This is a genomic window from Pseudomonas xanthosomatis, assembly GCF_019139835.1.
Taxonomy (GTDB): Bacteria; Pseudomonadota; Gammaproteobacteria; order Pseudomonadales; family Pseudomonadaceae; genus Aquipseudomonas; species Aquipseudomonas fakonensis.
On record NZ_CP077075.1, the window covers coordinates 5761062 to 5780711 of the forward strand.

Annotated in this window: 23 protein-coding genes and 1 pseudogene; 13 read left to right on the plus strand and 11 right to left on the minus strand. The window is 64.4% G+C overall.

Going from position 1 to position 19650, the window contains the following annotated elements:
• Positions 1–264: 264 nt before the first annotated feature.
• Both KSS93_RS27070 and KSS93_RS27075 read left to right on the plus strand, forming a co-directional pair.
• Positions 265–468, plus strand: a pseudogene (locus KSS93_RS27070) (HAMP domain-containing protein); the annotation flags it as partial.
• A 111-nt stretch (positions 469–579) separates the two neighbouring features.
• Complete coding sequence (locus tag KSS93_RS27075) at positions 580–1323, plus strand: methyl-accepting chemotaxis protein (RefSeq protein ID WP_369992284.1); 744 nt, start codon at positions 580–582, stop codon at positions 1321–1323.
• A gap of 237 nt (positions 1324–1560) precedes the next feature.
• On the opposite strand, the gene KSS93_RS25415 is transcribed toward KSS93_RS27075, so the two are convergent.
• Genes KSS93_RS25415 through KSS93_RS25425 form a run of 3 tightly spaced genes read right to left on the minus strand, consistent with a single transcriptional unit; the run spans position 1561 to position 2638 of the window.
• Positions 1561–2181 (minus strand): SOS response-associated peptidase, encoded by a 621-nt coding sequence (locus KSS93_RS25415; protein WP_217840323.1) that lies wholly within the window; start codon positions 2179–2181, stop codon positions 1561–1563.
• 14 nt (positions 2182–2195) lie between these two features.
• Entirely contained in the window at positions 2196–2456 is a 261-nt protein-coding gene (locus tag KSS93_RS25420) for a putative signal transducing protein (RefSeq protein ID WP_217840324.1), read from the minus strand.
• On the minus strand, positions 2456–2638 hold the full coding sequence (locus KSS93_RS25425) for a CPXCG motif-containing cysteine-rich protein (protein WP_217886491.1): 183 nt from the start codon (positions 2636–2638) through the stop codon (positions 2456–2458). Before KSS93_RS25425 ends, KSS93_RS25420 begins: the two co-directional genes overlap by 1 nt.
• A 125-nt stretch (positions 2639–2763) precedes the next feature.
• On the opposite strand from KSS93_RS25425, the gene KSS93_RS25430 reads away from it, so the two are divergent.
• A complete protein-coding gene (locus KSS93_RS25430; protein WP_217886492.1) occupies positions 2764–3930 on the plus strand; it encodes a 1-acyl-sn-glycerol-3-phosphate acyltransferase in 1167 nt (388 codons plus the stop codon).
• 82 nt (positions 3931–4012) lie between these two features.
• On the opposite strand, the gene KSS93_RS25435 is transcribed toward KSS93_RS25430, so the two are convergent.
• A complete protein-coding gene (locus KSS93_RS25435; RefSeq protein ID WP_217840326.1) occupies positions 4013–4273 on the minus strand; it encodes a hypothetical protein in 261 nt (86 codons plus the stop codon).
• Between the two features lie 160 nt (positions 4274–4433).
• Between KSS93_RS25435 and KSS93_RS25440 the strand changes: the two genes are divergently transcribed.
• Entirely contained in the window at positions 4434–4640 is a 207-nt protein-coding gene (locus KSS93_RS25440) for a hypothetical protein (RefSeq protein WP_217886493.1), read from the plus strand.
• Between the two features lie 151 nt (positions 4641–4791).
• Here the strand turns inward: KSS93_RS25440 and KSS93_RS25445 are convergent, their stop codons facing one another.
• Positions 4792–5376 carry a YajG family lipoprotein gene (locus KSS93_RS25445; protein WP_217886494.1) on the minus strand — a complete coding sequence of 195 codons (585 nt, stop codon included), beginning with the start codon at positions 5374–5376 and terminating at the stop codon, positions 4792–4794.
• 146 nt (positions 5377–5522) lie between these two features.
• On the opposite strand from KSS93_RS25445, the gene KSS93_RS25450 reads away from it, so the two are divergent.
• Together KSS93_RS25450 and mqo are read left to right on the plus strand one after the other, a co-directional pair.
• Positions 5523–5753 carry a hypothetical protein gene (locus KSS93_RS25450; RefSeq protein WP_217886495.1) on the plus strand — a complete coding sequence of 77 codons (231 nt, stop codon included), beginning with the start codon at positions 5523–5525 and terminating at the stop codon, positions 5751–5753.
• Between the two features lie 604 nt (positions 5754–6357).
• On the plus strand, positions 6358–7863 hold the full coding sequence (gene mqo, locus KSS93_RS25455; protein ID WP_217886496.1) for a malate dehydrogenase (quinone): 1506 nt from the start codon (positions 6358–6360) through the stop codon (positions 7861–7863).
• A 179-nt stretch (positions 7864–8042) separates the two neighbouring features.
• Here the strand turns inward: mqo and KSS93_RS25460 are convergent, their stop codons facing one another.
• The 4 genes from KSS93_RS25460 to KSS93_RS25475 all read right to left on the minus strand — a co-directional run bounded on the left by KSS93_RS25460 (position 8043) and on the right by KSS93_RS25475 (position 9998).
• Positions 8043–8333, minus strand: a complete 291-nt coding sequence (locus tag KSS93_RS25460) for a PA4642 family protein (RefSeq protein ID WP_217886497.1) — start codon at positions 8331–8333, stop codon at positions 8043–8045.
• Between the two features lie 67 nt (positions 8334–8400).
• Positions 8401–8871, minus strand: a complete 471-nt coding sequence (locus tag KSS93_RS25465) for a hypothetical protein (protein ID WP_217886498.1) — start codon at positions 8869–8871, stop codon at positions 8401–8403.
• A 92-nt stretch (positions 8872–8963) separates the two neighbouring features.
• Positions 8964–9437, minus strand: coding sequence for a WbuC family cupin fold metalloprotein (locus KSS93_RS25470; protein WP_217886499.1), 474 nt, complete (start codon positions 9435–9437; stop codon positions 8964–8966).
• A 3-nt stretch (positions 9438–9440) separates the two neighbouring features.
• Positions 9441–9998 carry a hypoxanthine-guanine phosphoribosyltransferase gene (locus tag KSS93_RS25475; RefSeq protein ID WP_217886500.1) on the minus strand — a complete coding sequence of 186 codons (558 nt, stop codon included), beginning with the start codon at positions 9996–9998 and terminating at the stop codon, positions 9441–9443.
• A 161-nt stretch (positions 9999–10159) separates the two neighbouring features.
• Between KSS93_RS25475 and upp the strand changes: the two genes are divergently transcribed.
• Both upp and KSS93_RS25485 read left to right on the plus strand, forming a co-directional pair.
• Positions 10160–10798 carry a uracil phosphoribosyltransferase gene (upp, locus tag KSS93_RS25480; protein WP_011532223.1) on the plus strand — a complete coding sequence of 213 codons (639 nt, stop codon included), beginning with the start codon at positions 10160–10162 and terminating at the stop codon, positions 10796–10798.
• A 2-nt stretch (positions 10799–10800) separates the two neighbouring features.
• Positions 10801–12075, plus strand: coding sequence for a uracil-xanthine permease family protein (locus KSS93_RS25485; protein ID WP_217886501.1), 1275 nt, complete (start codon positions 10801–10803; stop codon positions 12073–12075).
• A gap of 116 nt (positions 12076–12191) precedes the next feature.
• Here KSS93_RS25485 and hemH read toward each other — a convergent pair whose 3' ends face one another.
• On the minus strand, positions 12192–13205 hold the full coding sequence (gene hemH, locus KSS93_RS25490; RefSeq protein WP_217886502.1) for a ferrochelatase: 1014 nt from the start codon (positions 13203–13205) through the stop codon (positions 12192–12194).
• A gap of 13 nt (positions 13206–13218) precedes the next feature.
• The gene (locus tag KSS93_RS25495) at positions 13219–14124 is read right to left on the minus strand and encodes a TIGR01777 family oxidoreductase (RefSeq protein ID WP_217886503.1); all 906 of its coding nucleotides are present in this window, start codon (positions 14122–14124) and stop codon (positions 13219–13221) included.
• Positions 14125–14312: 188 nt separating this feature from the next.
• Here KSS93_RS25495 and KSS93_RS25500 point away from each other — a divergent pair, with 188 nt between their 5' ends.
• The 5 genes from KSS93_RS25500 (at position 14313) to KSS93_RS25520 (ending at position 19635) form a co-directional block, all read left to right on the plus strand.
• Complete coding sequence (locus KSS93_RS25500) at positions 14313–15299, plus strand: NAD(P)/FAD-dependent oxidoreductase (protein WP_217886504.1); 987 nt, start codon at positions 14313–14315, stop codon at positions 15297–15299.
• A gap of 106 nt (positions 15300–15405) precedes the next feature.
• Complete coding sequence (locus KSS93_RS25505; RefSeq protein WP_217886505.1) at positions 15406–16374, plus strand: YbgA family protein; 969 nt, start codon at positions 15406–15408, stop codon at positions 16372–16374.
• A complete protein-coding gene (locus KSS93_RS25510; RefSeq protein ID WP_217886506.1) occupies positions 16364–17233 on the plus strand; it encodes a MerR family transcriptional regulator in 870 nt (289 codons plus the stop codon). Before KSS93_RS25505 ends, KSS93_RS25510 begins: the two co-directional genes overlap by 11 nt.
• 13 nt (positions 17234–17246) lie before the next feature.
• A complete protein-coding gene (phrB, locus tag KSS93_RS25515) occupies positions 17247–18689 on the plus strand; it encodes a deoxyribodipyrimidine photo-lyase (RefSeq protein WP_217886507.1) in 1443 nt (480 codons plus the stop codon).
• 256 nt (positions 18690–18945) lie between these two features.
• The gene (locus KSS93_RS25520) at positions 18946–19635 is read left to right on the plus strand and encodes an SDR family NAD(P)-dependent oxidoreductase (RefSeq protein WP_217886508.1); all 690 of its coding nucleotides are present in this window, start codon (positions 18946–18948) and stop codon (positions 19633–19635) included.
• The last annotated feature ends 15 nt before the right edge of the window (positions 19636–19650 follow it).

Consider the following 19650-nt stretch of genomic DNA (forward strand, 5'->3'; position numbering starts at 1 on the left):
CGCGACCCGGCCAAGTTCGGCGAAAAGGCCAGCGACGTGCTCGACAGCGAAGAGGCCGCAACCCTCAAGGGCCTGAGCGGTGAAGATCTGCACTACAAGGTCGACCCCGGCAAGGGCCGCATCGAGCTGTACCTGCCGTTCCGTATCGCCGGCACCGACGCCCGCTGGACCCTGCTGCTGGAGCTGCCGCTGAGCGTGGTGATGGCCGACGTCAACCAGTTGCAGCAAGACCTTGGCGAACAGCGCCGCACCGACATCGCCGGCATGACCGTGGTGGGCCTTGGCATCGCCGCCCTTGGCCTGCTGGTGATCTGGCTGCTGGCCCACGGCATCGCCCGCCCGCTGCGCCAAATGGTCGCGATGCTCGACGACATCGCCCAGGGCGAAGGCGACCTGACCCGCCGCCTGCACAGCGACCGCGCCGACGAATTGGGCGCCATCGCCAACGGCTTCAACACCTTCCTGGCCAAGTTGCAGGCGATGATCAGCCAGGTGGTGGGCTCGGTGCAGAAGGTCAGCGACTCGTCGGAACACACCGCCGACATTGCCATTCGCACCAACCAGGGCGTGCACAAGCAAATGGCCGAGATCGACCTGGTGGCCACCGCCGTGCAACAAATGACCGCCACCGCCCAGGATGTGGCGCGCAATGCCACCCAGGCCGCCCAGGCGGCCGGCGAAGCGGACCGCGCCGCCAACCAGGGCCTGGATATCGTGCGTGATACCTCGCACTCGATCGGCGCACTGGCCAGCGAGATCGGCCGCGCGGTTACCGTGGTGCAGGACCTGGCCCGCGACAGCGAGAACATCAACGCCATCCTGGTGGCCATCCGCGCCATCGCCGAGCAAACCAACCTGCTGGCGCTCAACGCCGCCATCGAGGCGGCCCGGGCCGGCGAGCAGGGCCGCGGCTTTGCGGTGGTGGCCGACGAGGTGCGCAACCTGGCGCAGAAGACCCAGCAGGCCACTGGCGAGATCCAGCAGATGATCCAGCAACTGCAGCAGGGCACCCGCGAGGTGGTCAAGGTGATGGAGGACAGCCAGGGCAAGACCGATGTCAGCGTGCAGCAGGCCAGCCGCGCCGCGCAGTCGCTGGAGAGCATCACCCAGGCGGTGTCGGTAATCAACGACATGAACACCCAGATCGCCAGCGCCGCCGAGCAGCAGAGCGCGGTGGCCGACGACATCAACCGCAACGTGATCAATATCGGCCAGGTGGCTGGCGAGGTGGCCGGCGGCGCCGACGAGTCAAGCCAGGCCAGCGCCGAGCTGACCAAGCTGGCCGAGCAGCAGCGGCGGTTGATCAATCAGTTCAGGGTGTAAAGGCACAGGCCCCTGTAGGAGCGCCAGATTCAGGCTCTGTGCAATCCTGTGGGAAGCGGCCTTGTGTCGCGATGGGGCGCGTAGCGCCCCCATAATATCGGCGCCCTGCAAAATCGCCGGGGCTGCTGCGCAGCCCAATCTCGACCGGACGGCGCCCCGGCAAGGCCGCTTCCCACAAGAATCGAGCCGGCTTTTAAAAATTGAGCATGACAGTTGCTCCTACAGGGGGGCCCCGCTTCACGCCGGCGTCAAACACTCCGGCCCGTCGAGTTTCGGGTCGTTGACGAACAACGCCAGTGCCCGCTCGCGCAGGGTCGCCGGCGGCTTGGCCAGCAGTTCGTGCAGGCGCGCCAGCGGGGTCTCGGGGTCGAGCCACAGGGCCTGCTCGGCCTCATCAAGTATCAACGGCCGGCGCTGGTTCATCGCCGCCTGGGTGATCACCGCGCAGCTCAGCCATTCTTGCTCCTGCACCGGGTAAACCTCCCACACCCCGGCAAAGAACAGCGAAGCCCCCTCCCCCGGCGTGACCCAGTACGGCCGCTTGCGCGCAGTGCCGCGCCATTCATAGAAACCGTTGGCCGGCAGCAGGCAACGCCGCTGGCGGAAGGCATCACGAAACATCGGCTGTTCGGCCAGGGTTTCGGCCCGCGCCTGGGCCGGGGTGCGCGAAAGGTCAGTGAGCCAGGCCGGGGTCAGCCCCCAGCGGGCACTGGCCAACTGCCGCTCGCCGTCGAGCTGGCGCTGGATCAGCACCGAGGCGCCGGGGGAGATGTTCCATTGGGGCTGCTGGCCCGGGGGGAACCCCGGCAGGCCGGCAAAGGCCTGGGACCAGCGAAACAGGGCGTAGCGTCCACACATGGGCGAATTCAAACCTAGCAGATCAGGGTTCCGGGGTAACTTTCCGGTTCGTCGCCGGCAAGGGGCTGGGCGGCATTGTACGCATCGATCAGCTGGCGTGCGTAACCGGCCTGCTCGTCGGGTACCGCCAAGCCCAAAAGGCCCTGCATCGGCAACTCACCAACGCCGCCCATCAGGTCGCGCCCCACCAGGTGCACCTCGATGCCTTCACTGGCCAGCATGCCGACCAGCATCTGCGCCTCCAGCAGGTTTTCCGGGTCGTAGATTCGTTGCATCAGTCGTTCTCGCCGTAGACATCGAGCATCCATTCCTCGCCATGCACCTGCAGCACGAAGCGGATAGGCTTGCAGCACACCTGGCAGTCCTCGATGTAGTCCTGATCGCCGCCAGACAGGTCCACCGTGGTTTCCACTTGCTCACCACAATAAGGACAATCGTAGATCGCACTTTCCAGCATCGCGGCCTCCGGGGTGACTTGTGCGTATAATTGCCGGTCTGTTTACGGGGCCTGTGTGTGTCCGAGCCGTTTTTCGGACCCCGTCCCTACCTAATTACCCTAGCCGTTTCCAACAAGAGAGCATGATGGGCGAATTCGATGCCATCCGACCGTACGACGACGCTGAGGTCCCTGCCGTTCTGGCACGCCTGCTCAGCGACCCGGCATTCCTCGATATCCTCACCCACTTCCGCTTCCCGCGTGCGGCGAGCGCCTTCGGCTGGCTGCTCAAACCGCTGATCGCCCGGCGCCTGCGCCAGGAGTTCGCTGGCGTCACTTGCGTGTCGACCCTGCAGGACAAGGTCGAGTACTACGTCGACCGGACCATCGACCGCGCCACCGACGGCGTCACCTATACCGGCGTCGAGCAGCTCAAGGCGGGTACCGCCTACCTGTTCCTGGCCAACCACCGCGACATCGTGATGGACCCGGCGTTCGTCAACTATGCGGTGTACCACGCCGGCCTGCCGACCCCGCGCATCGCCATCGGCGACAACCTGCTGCAAAAGCCCTTCGTCAGCGACATGATGCGCCTGAACAAGAGCTTCATCGTGCACCGCTCCATTAGCGGGCGGCGCGAAAAACTGGCGGCTTACCAGTTGCTGTCGGCCTACATCAACCACTCGATCCGCAACGACGGCGCCTCGATCTGGATCGCCCAGGCCGAAGGCCGCGCCAAGGACGGTGACGACCGCACCGATTCGGCGATCCTCAAGATGTTCCACATGAGCCGCAAGGACGAGCCGTTCGGCGCGGTGATCCAGAGCCTGAACCTGATCCCGGTGTCGATCAGCTACGAGTACGACCCGTGCGACCAGGCCAAGGCCCGCGAGCTGTACATCCGCGCCACCACCGGCAGCTACACCAAGGCGCCGGGCGAGGACGACAACAGCATCGCCCAGGGCATCACCGGCTACAAAGGCCGGGTGCACATCAACTTTGCGGGGCCCGTGACCGAGTACCACGAGGACACCAAGCAGCTGGCCCAGGCCATCGACCGGCAGATTCTCGGCGGCTACCGGTTGTTCCCGGTGCATTACCTGGCCTATGCGATGTGGGCTGAGAAGGATGAGGCACTGCAGGTGCCGAGCGCCGAGAAGGTGTTCCCGGCCGAAGAGCTGCAAAAGGCCCGCGAAGAATGGCAGCGCCGCCTGGACGCCTGCCCGGTGGAGCAGCAGCCCTACCTGGTGCAGCAATACGCGACGCCGGTGCGCAACCAGTACCAGGTCAAGCGCCAGCCGCAGTCCGCCTGATACGCGCCATTGCGCGATCTCCGGGGGCTACCCCTGTAGGCGCCGACTTGCCGGCTCCTACAGGGTCATTCAGCCAGCGGTATCAAACCCAGGTACTGAACCACGACAGCAGCAGCGCCATCGCCAGGCACGAAAAACCGAGAATGTAGTAGTAGCGCGGCACCCGCATGTCGAAGGCATCCACCAAGCCTTCGTCCACTGCCAGGCTCTCGCGGGTCATCGCCGCGCGCCGCCGGGCGCTATGCAGCAACAGCCCGCCCGGGCAGGTAATCAGCAGGGCCAGCAGGTTGATCAGCTTGGCCGGATGGGCAGCCAGAAAGCCCATGAGCACTTGCAACGACATCGTCACGACCTCGGTATCGGGTTTTGCAAAGCCCGGCATTCTACCCAAGCACGCCACCCCTCCCCCGATCTTTGCGACCAAGTGTCACTAAATTTCATCTGTCATACGCTCTTCATCAAGGCAGGCCACCCTGTCGGCCTTCACCAGACCGGAGCTAGACATGCTGCACGCCGAAAACCAGGACCGCCTCTACCTCGTGGCGCAAAGCGACGAACAACAGGCACTGATCGACGGCTTCGCCATCAATGTGCAGGACCGCCAGTGGCTGGTGTATTGCGCCTTGGGCGGGCACAGCCATGACGACTTGCCCGAGGTGGATATGCAGACCGGTATCAGCCTGCTGGACTTTAACGTGCAGGCGGCCTGAGCACACGCGGCCCGATTGCCTGCCTGTGATGAGGCCGGTGCAGGCGGTACATCTCCCACAGGGTATGGCCCTGCACCACGACACCAGCCACCACAAAAAAGCCCGCTGCCAGTCACCCTGGCAGCGGGCTTTTTGCGTTACCGCGCAGCGCTTATTCGCCCAGCACCTGACCGATGGTCGGGTCCTTGAACAGGCGGGTCAGGGCATCGCTCAGCACGTCGCCCACCAGCTTGGTGTTGGTTTCCTGGTTCGGCGCCATGCCGAAGCGCTGGTCGAGCGAGGCGCCGTAGCGGCCGCTGTAACGGCGGTTGGCGTTGGACACGTCGGCACGGAAGGTGGCACCGATGGTGGCCTCGGTCACGTACATCTTGTCCTTGGGCGACTGGTACTTCAGCTCGGCCAGGGTGACGGTCAGCTGTGGCGCGTTGCCGGCGTTCGGCGTCGGGGTGAAGCCGAGCAGGCGTACCGCAGCCTCGGCCTGGGCCTGCAGCTTGGGCACGACATCGTTGCCGTTGACGGTGATGGTGCTGGTTTCAGGGTACATGCCACCGCGGGTGCCCAGCGACTGCGAAGCCCGGCCATCGACGACCCTCACCACCACCGGCTGGCCATGGCCGACCGGCGCCAGCTGTTGCGTGAGCTTGGGCTGCGGGCTGAGTTGTTGCGGGCTGTGGGCACAACCGGCCAGGCTCAGGCTGGCCACCGCGAACATACCGAACAACAGACGTTGCAACATGCGCGTTTCTCCAGAAAAAGCGACAAAGGCCCACAGTATACCCAGCGCGCCACAGGCCAGCCATCGGCCCGGGCCGCTTGTCACAATGGTTTCATGGCCTGGCCGTTATCCTTGCCCCAGCCCGATCTAAACAGGAGCCCTCTGCCATGAGCTCGTTCTGGAACCTGCTGCAACGCCCGCGCCACGCCACTTACGCCCGCCTCGACAGCGACGGCATCTGCCTGGGCTTTCGCCAGTGCAGCCAGCCGCCGGCCGCCAGTGGCTGGGTCCAGGTCAGCGAAGCGCACCTGGGCTGGCTGGGCCACCCCCTGCCCGCCAGCGCCCGGGTTTGCGCCCGTGCAAGGCGCCGTTGGCAGCTGCGCACCCTGCTAGCCTGACAAACGCTGCAATAAAAACCCAAGAAGAACGACCTTTCTGCCCGCGACCTCGTTATAATCTCCCCCCGATTATAAGGACGTCTCCTGATCGGGCCCCGCATTCGCCGATTGACCCCGGCACCTCCGAAGCTTCGCCCACAGAGAGCCTTCCACTCAGGTCTTGCATTGGCTGTCGTGCCTGCTGTTCCGGCCTTCCGCTTCGCATGAACCTGCGGGTTGCCATCGCGCAGTCCCCTTTTGAGGTTCACGTATCCAAAAGAGCGTGAAAAAACGGTTTTCACTACTTCACAAGAGTGTGGCGAGCAAATGAACAGTCTGGCATGTGCAAAAGCGGCAGATGTGTCCCGAACAGCCCTGAACAGGCGGCTAAAACACTCATCCTGCATGGGTGTCTGAGGTCGTTCCATAGCGCACGCACGACACCTTGACCATAAGTCGAATTGCCGCACCCGTGGCAATCAGGGTTCAATATCGCAACCCGAAGGCTGATTGGCGGTGTCTGCGCAAGTAGCAAGAACTGCGAAGAGTCGGACATGGCGCCCCTGGCAACCCCAGTGGTCCTATGCTGTCAATTAGGTAGCTGTAGATTGTGGAGACGCGTTAAATGGCGCAGAACGAATCGGTTGATGTAGTACTGGTAGGCGCGGGCATCATGAGTGCCACCCTGGCCGTACTGCTCAAGGAGCTTGACCCGACCCTGAAGCTTGAGGTCGTCGAGGCCATGGACTCCGGGGCCGCTGAAAGTTCCAACCCCTGGAACAACGCAGGTACCGGCCATGCCGGCCTGTGCGAGCTGAATTACACCCCGCAGGCCGCCGATGGCAGCATCGACATCAAGAAGGCCGTGCACATCAATACCCAGTTCGAGGTATCGCGCCAGTTCTGGGCCTACCTTGCCAAAAAAGGCAGCTTCGGCTCGCCGCGCGCCTTCATCAACCCGGTCCCGCACCTGAGCTACGTCGAAGGTGACAAGGGTGTCGACTTCCTCAAGAAGCGCTTCGAGCTGCTCAAGCAGCACCATGCCTTCGCCGAGATGGAGTACACCGAAGACAAGGGCGTGATGAACGACTGGATGCCGCTGATGATGCCGGGCCGCCCGGCCGACCAGCGCATCGCCGCCACCCGCGTGATGAAAGGCACCGACGTCAACTTCGGCGCCCTGACCAACAAGCTGCTCAAGCAACTGGGCAACACCCCGGACGCGCAGGTCAAGTACAGCAAGAAGGTCGTCGGCCTGCGCCGTAACGCCAGCGGCTGGACCGTGAGCATCAAGGACGTCAACAGCGGTAGCAGCCGTGAAGTCGACGCCCGCTTCGTGTTTCTCGGCGCCGGTGGCGCGGCCCTGCCGCTGCTGCAGGCTTCCGGCATCCCGGAAAGCAAAGGCTTTGGCGGCTTCCCGGTCAGCGGCCAGTGGCTGCGTTGCGACAACCCGGAAATCGTCAAGCAGCACCAGGCCAAGGTTTACAGCCAGGCCGCAGTCGGCGCCCCGCCGATGTCGGTGCCGCACCTGGACACCCGCGTGGTCGACGGCAAGAAGTCGCTGCTGTTCGGCCCGTACGCCGGCTTCACCACCAAGTTTCTCAAGCACGGCTCGTTCATGGACCTGCCGCTGTCGGTGCGCATGGGCAACATCGGCCCGATGCTGGCGGTAGCCCGCGACAACATGGACCTGACCAAGTACCTGGTCAGCGAAGTGATGCAGTCGATGGAGCAACGCCTGGAGTCGCTGCGCCGCTTCTACCCCGAGGCCAAGGCCGAGGACTGGCGCCTGGAAGTGGCTGGCCAGCGCGTGCAGATCATCAAGAAGGACCCGAAGAAGGGCGGCATCCTGCAGTTCGGTACCGAGCTGGTCTCGGCTCAGGACGGCAGCCTGGCTGCGCTGCTCGGCGCATCCCCGGGCGCCTCGGTGACCGTGTCGATCATGCTCGAGCTGATCGAGCGCTGCTTCCCGGAGCAGGCCAAGGGCGCCTGGGCTGGCAAGCTCAAGGAGATCTTCCCGGCCCGCGAGAAGGTGCTGGCTGTCGATGCCGCGCTGTACCACAAGATCAGCGCCGACAACGACGTGGCGCTGGAACTGGTGGAAAGCAGCCCGGCCAAGCACTACGCCTAAGTAGCTGGCTGAAACGAAAAAACGCCCTTCGGGGCGTTTTTTTGTGCTTGGAATCTTCGTCAGCCTGTCACGGCCTCTTCGCGGGCAAGCCCGCTCCCACAGGAACAGCACTGCCCTCGGGCATGTGCAAAACCTGTGGGAGCGGGCTTGCCCGCGAAGAGGCCCAAGCAGGCTAGCGATCAGCCGCGGGCGTTACCGATGATCTCGATGTATTCCGGCGCATTGCGCTGGTCGGCGATCACTTCGACGAAGGTCTTGCCGTGCTCGTCCTTGCCGTCCACGTCATACCCGGCCTCGACGAAGAAGCCGACAAAACGCTCGAAGTCGTCGACACGCAGGCCACGGTAGGCCTTGATCAGCTTGTGGTGCGAGGGCGAGGTCAGGCCATCGGCCGGCTCGAATTGCAGGAAGCTCTTGATGTAGTCATCGCTGATCTCGTCACCAATCACCTGTTTCTTGTCTTTACGCATCGCCGACTCCAACTAAGCCATCACGGAATTTCGAAGGCCGGCAGTGTAACCCCCGGCCCCGCCTGCCTCAACGCGTACGTACGGTGCCGGTGTGCAGGTCGGCCCAGATGTGGCCGTTGGGGTAGCTGAGAAACTGCACGTAGAGGGTTTCGTTGCGCAGCAGGTCCATGATCACCCGGTAGTCGGCCATGGGGTAGTTGAGGGTCAGGGTGCGGGTCTTGTCGTCGAACACCGGCTTCTTCAGGCTCTTGCCACCCTCGCCGTCGAAGTTGAGCAGCACCTGGGCGATGGTCGCGCCCTTGTTCATCGGCTTGCCCTTCAGGCGCATCTGCAGCGAGGCGGTGATCGGGATGGGTTGCTGGTCGGACTGGCGCTGGGTACCCACCACCACCGAGTAGTCGGTGACTTGCAGCAGTTGCTGGGCGGTAGGCGCTTGCTGGCGCAGCGAAAGGTCGTCAGCAGGCAGGAACTGGCTGTGCAGCGGGGCGGCGGACAGTGGCAGGCTCACCGCCAGCAGCAGGGGGAAGATCGCACGCATGTGGGGCTCCTTGGCATGAAGGGGCACTCTAGCATGGTGGGTTTGCCCTGATGAGCCGACCCTTTCGAACCGCCTGGGACTCTGGGGCCGCTTCAGTCGAACTGCGCGCGCATCCAGGCTTGGTAATCGGCCACACCCGGCTCGCCTTCACGCGGCGCCCAGTGGGCATGCTCGCCCTCGCCTACCGGCCGGTAGGGCCCGGCCTTGCATTCGAACAGGATGCTGTCCGGCTCCAGCACCACCAACCCGTGGTAAGTGCCCGGCGCCAGGTCGACACCCAGGCAGTCGCCGCCCGCCTGCAGTACGCGCTTGTCGAGCAGGCCGCCGTTATCGTCGAAAATCAGCAGCCCCAAGCGCCCCTTGAGCACGATCAGCGCTTCGGCCTTGTCCTCGCTCAGGTGGCGGTGCGGCGGGATGTAGGTATCAGGCTGCAGGCCCACGGCCATGCGGTGGCACGGCTCGGCCATTTCATGCAGGTTGTGGTGCTGGCGGCCACGGGGGTTGGCCGCAGCCTGTGCAGCCAGCCCGGCGAACAAAGACTGGTCGAGGAACGCAGGCTGGCGCATGGCTTACAGGCCTTTGACGGCGAAGATGCCGTTGGCGTTGCGCCAGTAGCCCTTGTAATCCATGCCGTAGCCGAAGATGTAGCGGTCCACGCAGGGCAGGCCGACATAGCTGGCTTTCAGGTCCGGGCTGGCCTTGCGGTCGTGGTCCTTGTCGATCAGCACGGCGGTATGCACCGAGCGGGCGCCGGCGTGCTTGCAGAACTCGATGATGGCGCTGAGGGTGTGGCCCTCATCGAGGATGTCGTCGACGATCAGCACGTCGCGGTCGATGAACGACACTTCAGGCTTGGCCTTCCAGAACAGCTCGCCGCCGCTGGTCTGGTTGCGGTAGCGGGTGGCGTGCAGGTACGAGGCTTCCAGCGGGAACTGCAGGTGGGTGAGCAGCTTGCCGGCAAAGATCAGGCCGCCGTTCATCACGCAGAAGACCACCGGGTTCTTGTCGTGCAGGTCCTTGCAGATTTGCTCGCCGACCTTGGCGATCGCCGCTTCGACTTCGGCTTCGTTGTACAGGCAGTCTGCCTCGCGCATGACTTGACGGATGTGCTCGAGATCGGCGGACATGGCGCTCTCCAGGGGGGCGTTTTGGAAAAGCGGGCAAAGGTACGCATCCGCTCGTCCCAGATCAAGCCTTTATGGACTAACGTGCACAATGACTGCACGACAGGCAGGACTGAATAGATTAACCTAGCGCGGTTTTTTTGCCCGCCTTCCGGAGCCCCCCTATGCCCACTCGTGAGATCCGCCATCCGCTGATCCGCCACAAGCTCGGCCTGATGCGCCGCGCCGACATCAGCACCAAGAATTTTCGCGAACTCGCCCAGGAAGTCGGCGCGCTGCTGACCTATGAAGCCACCCAGGACCTGCCGCTGGAAACCTACGAAATCGACGGCTGGTGCGGCAAGGTGCAAGTCGAGAAAATCGCCGGCAAGAAGATCACCGTGGTGCCTATTCTGCGCGCCGGTATCGGCATGCTCGACGGCGTGCTCAGCCTGATTCCGGGCGCCAAGGTCAGCGCCGTGGGCGTTGCCCGCAACGAGGAAACCCTCGAGGCGCACACCTATCTTGAAAAGCTCGCCCCGGACATCAACCAGCGCCTGGCCCTGATCATCGACCCGATGCTGGCCACCGGCGGCTCGATGGTCGCCACCATCGACCTTTTGAAAAAGGCCGGCTGCAAGGAGATCCGCGCCATGGTGCTGGTCGCCGCCCCGGAAGGCATCGAAGTGGTAGAAAAGGCCCACCCGGACGTGCAGATCTACACCGCCTCCATCGACCAGCGCCTGAACGAGCACGGCTACATCGTGCCGGGCCTGGGCGATGCCGGTGACAAGATCTTCGGCACCAAACAGAAGGACGCCTGACCATGCAGGACGGCTTCAACGACCCGCTGTGGCGCCAGGTCGTCTCAGGCGCGCAGATGCTCTTCGTGGCATTCGGCGCGCTGGTGCTGATGCCGCTGATCACAGGCCTGGACCCCAACGTGGCCCTGTTCACCGCCGGCATCGGCACCTTGCTGTTCCAGCTGGTCACGGGCCGTCAGGTGCCGGTGTTCCTGGCTTCGAGCTTTGCCTTCATTACCCCGATCATTCTCGCCAAGGGCCAGTTCGGCCTGGCCGAGACCATGGGCGGGGTGATGGCGGCAGGCTTCGTGTACACCTTCATGGGCCTGATGGTGAAGATCAAGGGCACCGGTTTCATCGACCGCATGCTGCCCCCGGTAGTCATCGGCCCGGTGATCATTTCCATCGGCCTGGCCATGGCGCCGATTGCCGCCAACATGGCCATGGGCAAGGGTGGTGACGGCGCAGCGCTGATGCCATACAAGACCGCCATGCTGATCTCCATGCCGGCGCTGCTGACCACCCTGATCGTGGCCGTGTTCGGCAAGGGCATCTTCCGCCTGGTGCCGATCATTGCCGGCGTGCTGGTGGGCTTTGCCCTGTCGTTCGCCTTTGGCGTGGTCGACACCGCAAAAATCGCCGCTGCCCCTTGGCTTGAGCTGCCTAACTTCACCGCACCCGCGTTCAACTGGCAGGCCATCCTGTTCATCGTCCCGGTGGCCCTGGCCCCGGCGATCGAACACATCGGTGGCGTCATCGCCGTGGGCAGCGTGACCGGCCGTGACTACCTGAAAAAGCCAGGCCTGCACCGCACCCTGCTTGGCGATGGCCTGGCCACCACCGCAGCCGGCCTGTTCGGCGGCCCGCCCAACACCACCTACGCCGAAGTGACTGGCGCGGTGATGCTGACCAAGAACTACAACCCGAAGATCATGACCTGGGCGGCGGTCTTCGCCATCACCCTGGCCTTCATCGGCAAGTTCGGCGCGCTGCTGCAGAGCATTCCGGTACCGGTGATGGGCGGCATTCTATGCCTGCTGTTCGGCTCCATCGCGGCGGTGGGCTTGAACACCATGATCCGCCACAAAGTCGACCTGAGTGAAGCGCGCAACCTGGTGATCGTTTCGGTGACCCTGGTGTTCGGTATTGGCGGCGTGCTGATCGGCAGCGGCGACGGCCCGGACGACTGGGGCCTGAAGGGTATCGCCCTGTGCGCCATCGTGGCCATTGCCCTGAACCTGCTCTTGCCGGGCAATGATGGCTGGAAGCACAAGCAGCTGGATGATCAGCAGCCTTGATGCGGCGTTAGCCTGACAGGGCCTCTTCGCGGGGCAAGCCCGCTCCTACAGGGAAACGCAATCCTCTGTAGGAGCGGGCTTGCCCCGCGAAGAGGCCGGTACAGACTTACCGAAACTCAAACCTTCTCGCACATCCCCGCCAACACCCGCACCCACTCCGGGTGATCATTCAGGCACGGCACCAGCACCAGCTGCTCACCACCGGCCTCGACGAACTGCTCGCTGCCGCGCATGCCGATCTCTTCCAGCGTCTCGATGCAGTCGGCGACGAACGCCGGGCACATCACCAGCAGCTTCTTCACCCCGGCCTTGGCCAACTCATCCAGGCGGGTCTCGGTATAGGGCTCGATCCACTTGGCCCGGCCCAACCGCGACTGGAACGACACCGACCACTTGCCATCGGGGATGCCCATCTTCGCCGCGAAGGCCTTGGCCGTGGCCAGGCACTGGCCGCGGTAACACACAGCGCGCATCTCCGGGCTGGCGCCGGCGCAGCAGTCGGCAGCCTGGAAGTCGTGCGTGCCGGTAGGGTCGAGTTTTTTCAGATGGCGTTCGGGCAGGCCATGGAAGCTCAGCAACAGGTGGTCGTAATCCTGCTCCAGGTGCGGCCTGGCACTGGCCACCAGGGCATCGATGTATTCGGGGTGCTCGTAGAACGGCTGCAGCACGCGGGTTTCAAGCGGCAGGTTGCGCGCAGCGATGGTCTGCCTGGCCAGCTCCACCACGGTGGTGACGGTGCTGTCGGCAAACTGCGGGTACAAGGGCGCCAAAGTGACCTTGCGCACGCCCTGGGCGGCCAGGCGCTCCAGCACCTCGGGCAAGGCCGGCTGGCCGTAGCGCATGGCAATTTCCACCGGGCCATGGGGCCAGTGGGCCTTCATCGCTTGCTGCAGGCGGCGGGTCAGCACCACCAGCGGCGAGCCCTCATCCCACCAGATCGAGGCATAGGCATGGGCCGACTGCTCGGGGCGCTTGATCAGGATCAGCGATACCAGCAAGCGCCGCACCGGCCAAGGCAGGTCGATCACGTACGGGTCCATGAGGAACTGGTTGAGGTAACGGCGCACGTCGGCCACCGAGGTGGATGCCGGCGAACCCAGGTTGACCAGCAGCAGGGCATGATCGGTCATGCAGCGTCCTATGTCAGAGGCGGCTGGACAGCGCGTCCAGGGCCGATTGCAGATCGTTGTAGCGGAACGTGAAACCGGCGGCCAGCAGCCGCACCGGGCGCGCGCGCTGGCCACCCAGCAGCAGCGTCGACAGCTCGCCCAGCCCGGCCTTGAGCAGCAGCGCCGGCACCGGCAGGAAGGCCGGCCGATGCAAGGTGCGGCCCAGGCACTTGGCGAACTCGCGGTTGCGCACCGGCTCCGGGGCGCAGGCATTATAAGGACCGCGGCAGTCCTTGTGCTGCAATAGAAAATCTATCAGGGCGATCTGGTCGTCGATATGCACCCAGGGCATCCACTGCCGGCCATTGCCCAAAGGCCCGCCCAGCCCCAGCTTGTAAGGCAGCAGCAGGCGCGACAAAAAGCCGCCGTCGCTGGCCAGCACCAACCCGGTACGCACCAGCACCACACGGATGCCGAGGGTCTCGGCGCGGCTGGCGGTTTCTTCCCAGGCGATGCACAACTGGCTGGCGAAGTCTTCCTTTACCGGTGGCGAGACCTCGCTCAGCTCGCGCTCGCCGCCGTCGCCATACCAGCCCACCGCCGAACCGGAAACCAGCACTTCAGGGCGCTGCTCGCGGCCCTCCATCCAGGCTAGCAACCGCTCGGTGAGGGTTATGCGGCTGGCCCACAGCAAGTTGCGCCGGGCTGCGGTCCAGTGCCGGTCGGCGATGGGCGCGCCGGCCAGGTTGACCACCGCATCCACCGCATCGTCATGGGCAATTTCATCCAGCCGGGCGATGCCGCGCACGCCCGGGCCGCAGTGTTTCGCCACCTCGCCGGGGCTGCGGCTCCATACGGTCAGGCGATGGCCCTGCCCGTGCCACAGCTGGCACAGGTGGCGGCCGATCAACCCGGTACCACCGGTCAGCAATATATGCATGGCTGTGTCCTCACAGTTGGCAGCCGTGGTCTATTTTTAAGATCAAGGCACTTTTTTGACCGAACGCTCTCGGATAAACCATAGGCCAACCTGTATCTCGAGCGGAATATCCTTATACAGTATTTGTGCATTGTACAGGTTTGCCTGGCAGCGTAGGCTGCAACACAGCAAGGTTCGAAGAGGCCATCATGACTGTACCAATCGCCATCATCGGGGCCGGTATCGCCGGCCTTTCCGCCGCCCAGGCGCTGCAAAAGGCCGGGCAGAACGTCCACCTGTTCGACAAGGGCCACGGCAGTGGCGGGCGCATGGCCAGCAAGCGCAGCGAAGCCGGCGCGCTGGACCTCGGCGCCCAGTACTTCACCGCCCGCGACCGGCGCTTCGTCGAGCAGGTGCAGCTATGGGTCGCCGCCGGCTGGGCCGCGCAATGGAAACCACAACTGTACAACTACCGCGACGGTGAACTGACCCCCTCCCCCGATGAACAAACCCGCTGGGTCGGCGTGCCGCGCATGAGCGCCATCACCCGCGGCCTGCTCAAGGACGTCACGGTCAACTTCGGCTGCCGCATCGCCGAGGTGTTCCGCGGCAAGCAATACTGGCACCTGCAGGATACCGAAGGCTGCAGCCACGGCCCGTTCAGCCGGGTGGTGATCGCCGTGCCGGCGCCCCAGGCCACCCCGCTGCTGGCCGCCACCCCCAAGCTCGCTGCCGTGGCCGCAGGCGTGCAGATGGAACCCACTTGGGCCGTCGCCCTGGGCTTTCAGAACGCTCTGGAAACTCCCATGCAAGGCTGCTTCGTGCAGGATAACCCGCTCGACTGGCTGGCCCGCAACCGCAGCAAGCCCGGCCGTGACGAGCAGCTCGATACCTGGGTGCTGCACGCCACCTCGGACTGGAGCAAGCAGCACATCGACCTGACCAAGGAAAGCGTCATCGAACAGCTGTGGGGCGAATTCGCCGAGCTGGTCGGCTGCGTGGTGCCGCCACCGACCTTCGCCCTTGCCCACCGCTGGTTGTACGCGCGCCCTGCCGGCACCCACGAATGGGGCGCACTGGCCGATGCCGACCAAGGCCTTTATGCCTGCGGCGACTGGTGCCTGTCGGGCCGCGTCGAGGGTGCCTGGCTCAGCGGCCAGGAAGCAGCCCGGCGTTTGCTCGAGCACCTGGAATAGTTTCAACAGGCTTATACACAAAAGGCTATTTGTATAAGTTCGGTTTTGTGCTGGAATAGACTTGTACAACACATTCAATTTGTACAAGCCTATTCCGGAGGCCGCGATGAATGTTTCCCCACCCGGCCGCAAGCCTCGCATCGCTATCAGCGCATGCCTGGCCGGCCACGACGTACGCTACAACGCAGGCCACAAGCACTCCGACCTGTGCCGGCAGCTGCTCGGCGAGCATTTTGACTGGGTGACCGTCTGCCCTGAAGTCGCCATTGGCCTGGGCGTTCCCCGCGAGCCGATCCGCTTGGTGGGCGATCCCGAGCACCCCATCGTCACCGGCAGCCGCGACAGCGCCACCGACCTGTCCGGCCCTTTGCGCGCCTACGGTGAACAGATGGCAGGCGAGCTCGACGATATCTGCGGCTACGTGTTCATGCAAAAGTCTCCTTCCTGCGGGCTGGAGCGGGTCAAGGTGTATCAGGACAATGGTCGCCCTGCCCTCAAAAATGCCCGGGGCGCCTACGCCGCCGCCTTTTGCGATAACCGCCCGGACCTGCCGGTGGAAGAAGAAGGCCGCCTGCACGACCCGGTGCTGCGCGAGAACTTCATCAGCCGCGTGTACGCCTACGCCGACTGGCAGCAACTGCTGCTGCAGGGCCTGAGCCGAGGCGCGCTGGTGAGCTTTCACGCCCGGTACAAATACCTGCTGCTGGCCCATAACCCGCACGCCTATCGCACCCTGGGCAAGCTGCTGGGCAGCATGACCCGCGACGACGACCCGCAACACGTCGGCCCCCGTTACTTCAGCCAGCTGATGCAGGCCCTGCGCCGCTGCGCCAGCCGCGGTAACCATTGCAACGTGCTGCTGCACCTGAGCGGCTACCTGCGCAACGAACTGGGCCAGGCTGACAAGGCCGAGCTCAAGCAACTGATCGAGCAGTACCAAAGTGGCGTGGTGCCGCTGGTGGTGCCGCTGACCCTGCTCAAGCACCACCTGCGCAAGCACCCCACCCCCTACCTGACGCAGCAGGCCTACCTGCAGCCTCACCCCGAGAACCTTGGACTACGCAATGCAATCTGACGACCTGCTACCCATCGGCGAAGTGGCCCGGCTGACCGGGGTCAACCCGGTCACCCTGCGCGCCTGGGAGCGCCGCTACGGCCTGATCAAACCCCAGCGCACGGCCAAGGGCCACCGGCTTTATCCACAGGACCAGGTACAGCGCGTGCACGATGTGCTGCTCTGGCTCGAACGCGGCGCTGCCGTGAGCCAGGTGCGCGAGCTGCTCGACAACGCCGCCCACGCCACCACCGAGGTTACCGGTGAATGGGGCGAGCGCATCGGCCAGATGACCGACGCCGTCGGCCGCCTGGCGCAGCGCCAGCTCGACCAGTTGCTCAACCAGGCCATGGCCCTGTACCCGGCCGTGACCGTGTGCGAGCACCTGCTGCTGCCACTGCTCGGCACCTTGAGCCGGCGTTGGCAGTCGCACTTCGACGCACGCCTGGAACAGGCCTTCTTCAACACCTGGCTGCGCAGCAAGCTGGGCGCCCGGGTGTACCACGACAGCCACTCCCTGGCCGGCCCCGCCGTGCTGCTGGCACGTACCGACGACACCGTCTTCGATGCCGAATTCTGGCTGTGTGCCTGGCTGCTCAGCAGCAATGGCCAGCCCCTGGAGATTCTCGAATGGCCGGTGGAACCACGCCAGCTGCGCCAAGCCGTGGAACTGCTGCAACCGCGGGCCGTGCTACTGCACCTGGGCAAGCGCCCAGACCTCGCCGCCTGGGCGCGGGTGCTGAAAGACATCGACACGCCCAAGCTGCTCGGCGGCCCGACCCTGAGCCTGCACCAAGGCGAACTTCGGCAGTTGGAGCTGCCCGACACACAGTTGTTCGACAGCCCCCAGGCCGCTCTGCGCGCCCTCCTGCAACCCTGACCGCGGACACCCCATGCAATTGATCTGGCTGCGCAGCGACCTGCGCATCGACGACAACACCGCCCTGGCAGCCGCCTGCCAGCGCGGGCCGACCATCGCCTTGTGGGTTGCCAGCCCCGGCCAGTGGCAGGCCCATGACGATGCCGCCTGCAAGGTGGACTTCTGGCTGCGTAACCTGCGCCAGCTGCGTGAAGGCCTGCAGGCGCTGAACATCCCGCTGCTGGTGCGCCACACCGATACCTGGGCCGATGTGCCGCAAACCGTGCTCAAGGTCTGCCGCCAGCATGCCATCGAAGCGGTGCACTGGAACGACGAGTACGGGGTCAACGAGGCCCATCGCGATCAAGCCACCCGCCAGCGCTTGCAAAGCGAGGGCATCGCCGCCCACGGCCACCTCGACCAGTTGCTGTTCCAGCCCGGCACCATCCTCACCCGCGCCGGCCATTACTTTCAGGTATTCAGCCAGTTCAAGCGGGTGTGCCTGGAGCACCTGCACCGCAGCCTTCCGGCCCGCGCCGCGCAGGTGAAGGCCCAGGCCCCGCTGGCCATCGACAGCGACCCGATACCGCAGCACATCGAGGGCTTTGAAGGCACCCCGCGAGCACTGCGCGAACACTGGCCGGCCGGCGAAGACGAAGCGCACCAGCGCCTGGCCCGCTTTATCGACGAACGCGTGGAGGACTACCCGCAACAGCGCGACCTGCCGGCCAAGCAAGGCACCAGCCAGCTGTCGCCCTATCTTGCCGCCGGGGTGATCTCGCCGCGCCAGTGCCTGCACGCCGCCCTTGCCAGCAACCACGGCGAGTTCGACAGCGGCAACGCCGGGGTGCAGACCTGGGTCAACGAGCTGCTTTGGCGCGAGTTCTACAAGCACATTCTGGTGGGTTATCCACAGGTGTCCCGGCACCGCGCCTTCCGCGCCCACACCGAGCACCTGCCATGGCGTGACGCGCCAGGTGACCTGCAAGCCTGGAAAGAAGGCCGCACCGGCTTCCCGATCATCGACGCGGCGATGCGCCAGCTGCTGCACACCGGCTGGATGCATAACCGCCTGCGCATGATCGTCGCGATGTTCCTCAGCAAGAACCTGCTGATCGACTGGCGTGAGGGCGAGCGGCACTTCATGCGCCACCTGATCGACGGCGACCTGGCTGCCAACAACGGCGGCTGGCAATGGAGCGCCTCCACTGGCACTGATGCGGTGCCGTACTTTCGCATCTTCAACCCGGTCACCCAGTCGCAGCGTTTCGATACGAAAGGAGTATTCATCCGCCATTGGTTGTCAGAGCTGCAGGGCTTGGACGAAAAGACCGTGCATTACCCGGCCAAAGCGTCCGATTTGTTTGCAACCGACCATTACGTCCGCCCGATCGTCGACCTGGACAGCAGCCGCCAGCGGGCACTGGAGGCCTTCAAGGGCTTGTCCGGGTGGCAGGATCACGAGGGGCATGCTTGAAGAGCAGGACACCGGTTTGAGATGCCAGCATTTGCCAATTCATCTGAAGCACCCAGGCAATATCGAACCATTCATTCGAATGAGGCGTCGCAGTTACAGGGAATGGCAGAAAAACCCTTCACCAGGCAATGAAATACATCGTTCTATTTGCTACAAGTTATTGCGCACATCCGAAAGTCGATCTTGACAGTAGTCGCCAGCGGGTCTTGACGCCTACAAGGGTTTGTCCCGGCTGGCAGGATCAGGGGATTTACACTTGAGCATTTCACGCCGTTTCTGGATTACCGGAGCTACCGAAGCACTTGGCCTGGCCTTGGTAAACCACGCCCTTGAACAGGGGCACCGGGTCGCCATAAGCAGCAAGGACAACCAGCTTCCAGAACCATTGGGCGAAGCACAGCACAGCGTGCTGCGCCTGCCCGGCCAGCTGCACGAAAGCGGCCAGGACGCCTCGGCCAACCAACGCCTGGAGCAAAACTGGGGTGCACTCGACACGTTGTTGATCAATGCCGGCGTCTGCGATTACCTGCCGGCAGGTCTTGCGCAGGATCAACTGTTCGAGGCGATCGCCAGCAGCAACCTCAGGGCGACCGAGCTTTGCTTGAAAGCCGCCTTGCCATTGCTGGCCAAGGGTGAGCGGCCGCAAGTAATGGCCGTGCTCAGCCGCTATAGCGCGCAACAGCTGTACCACCCGACCCAGCCGGCGTCTGCCAGCAACAGCCTGGTGCAATGGCTGCGCGATCAACGCGCCAGCCTGAAAGCCCTGGGCATCCACCTGACGCTGGTGGCCCCCCAGCCGCTGAATAGCCCGTTGCCCCTGGCCACGCCTGAGGACTGGACGCCCGAGCGCACTGCCCAGGAGCTGATCGCACGGCTAGAGGAACGTCAGCCGGAGCTGGTGCTCGAGGTGCTCAGGCCCGACAGGCTGTGGCCGCTGCCTGAGTAAGGTAACCGGCTCGAT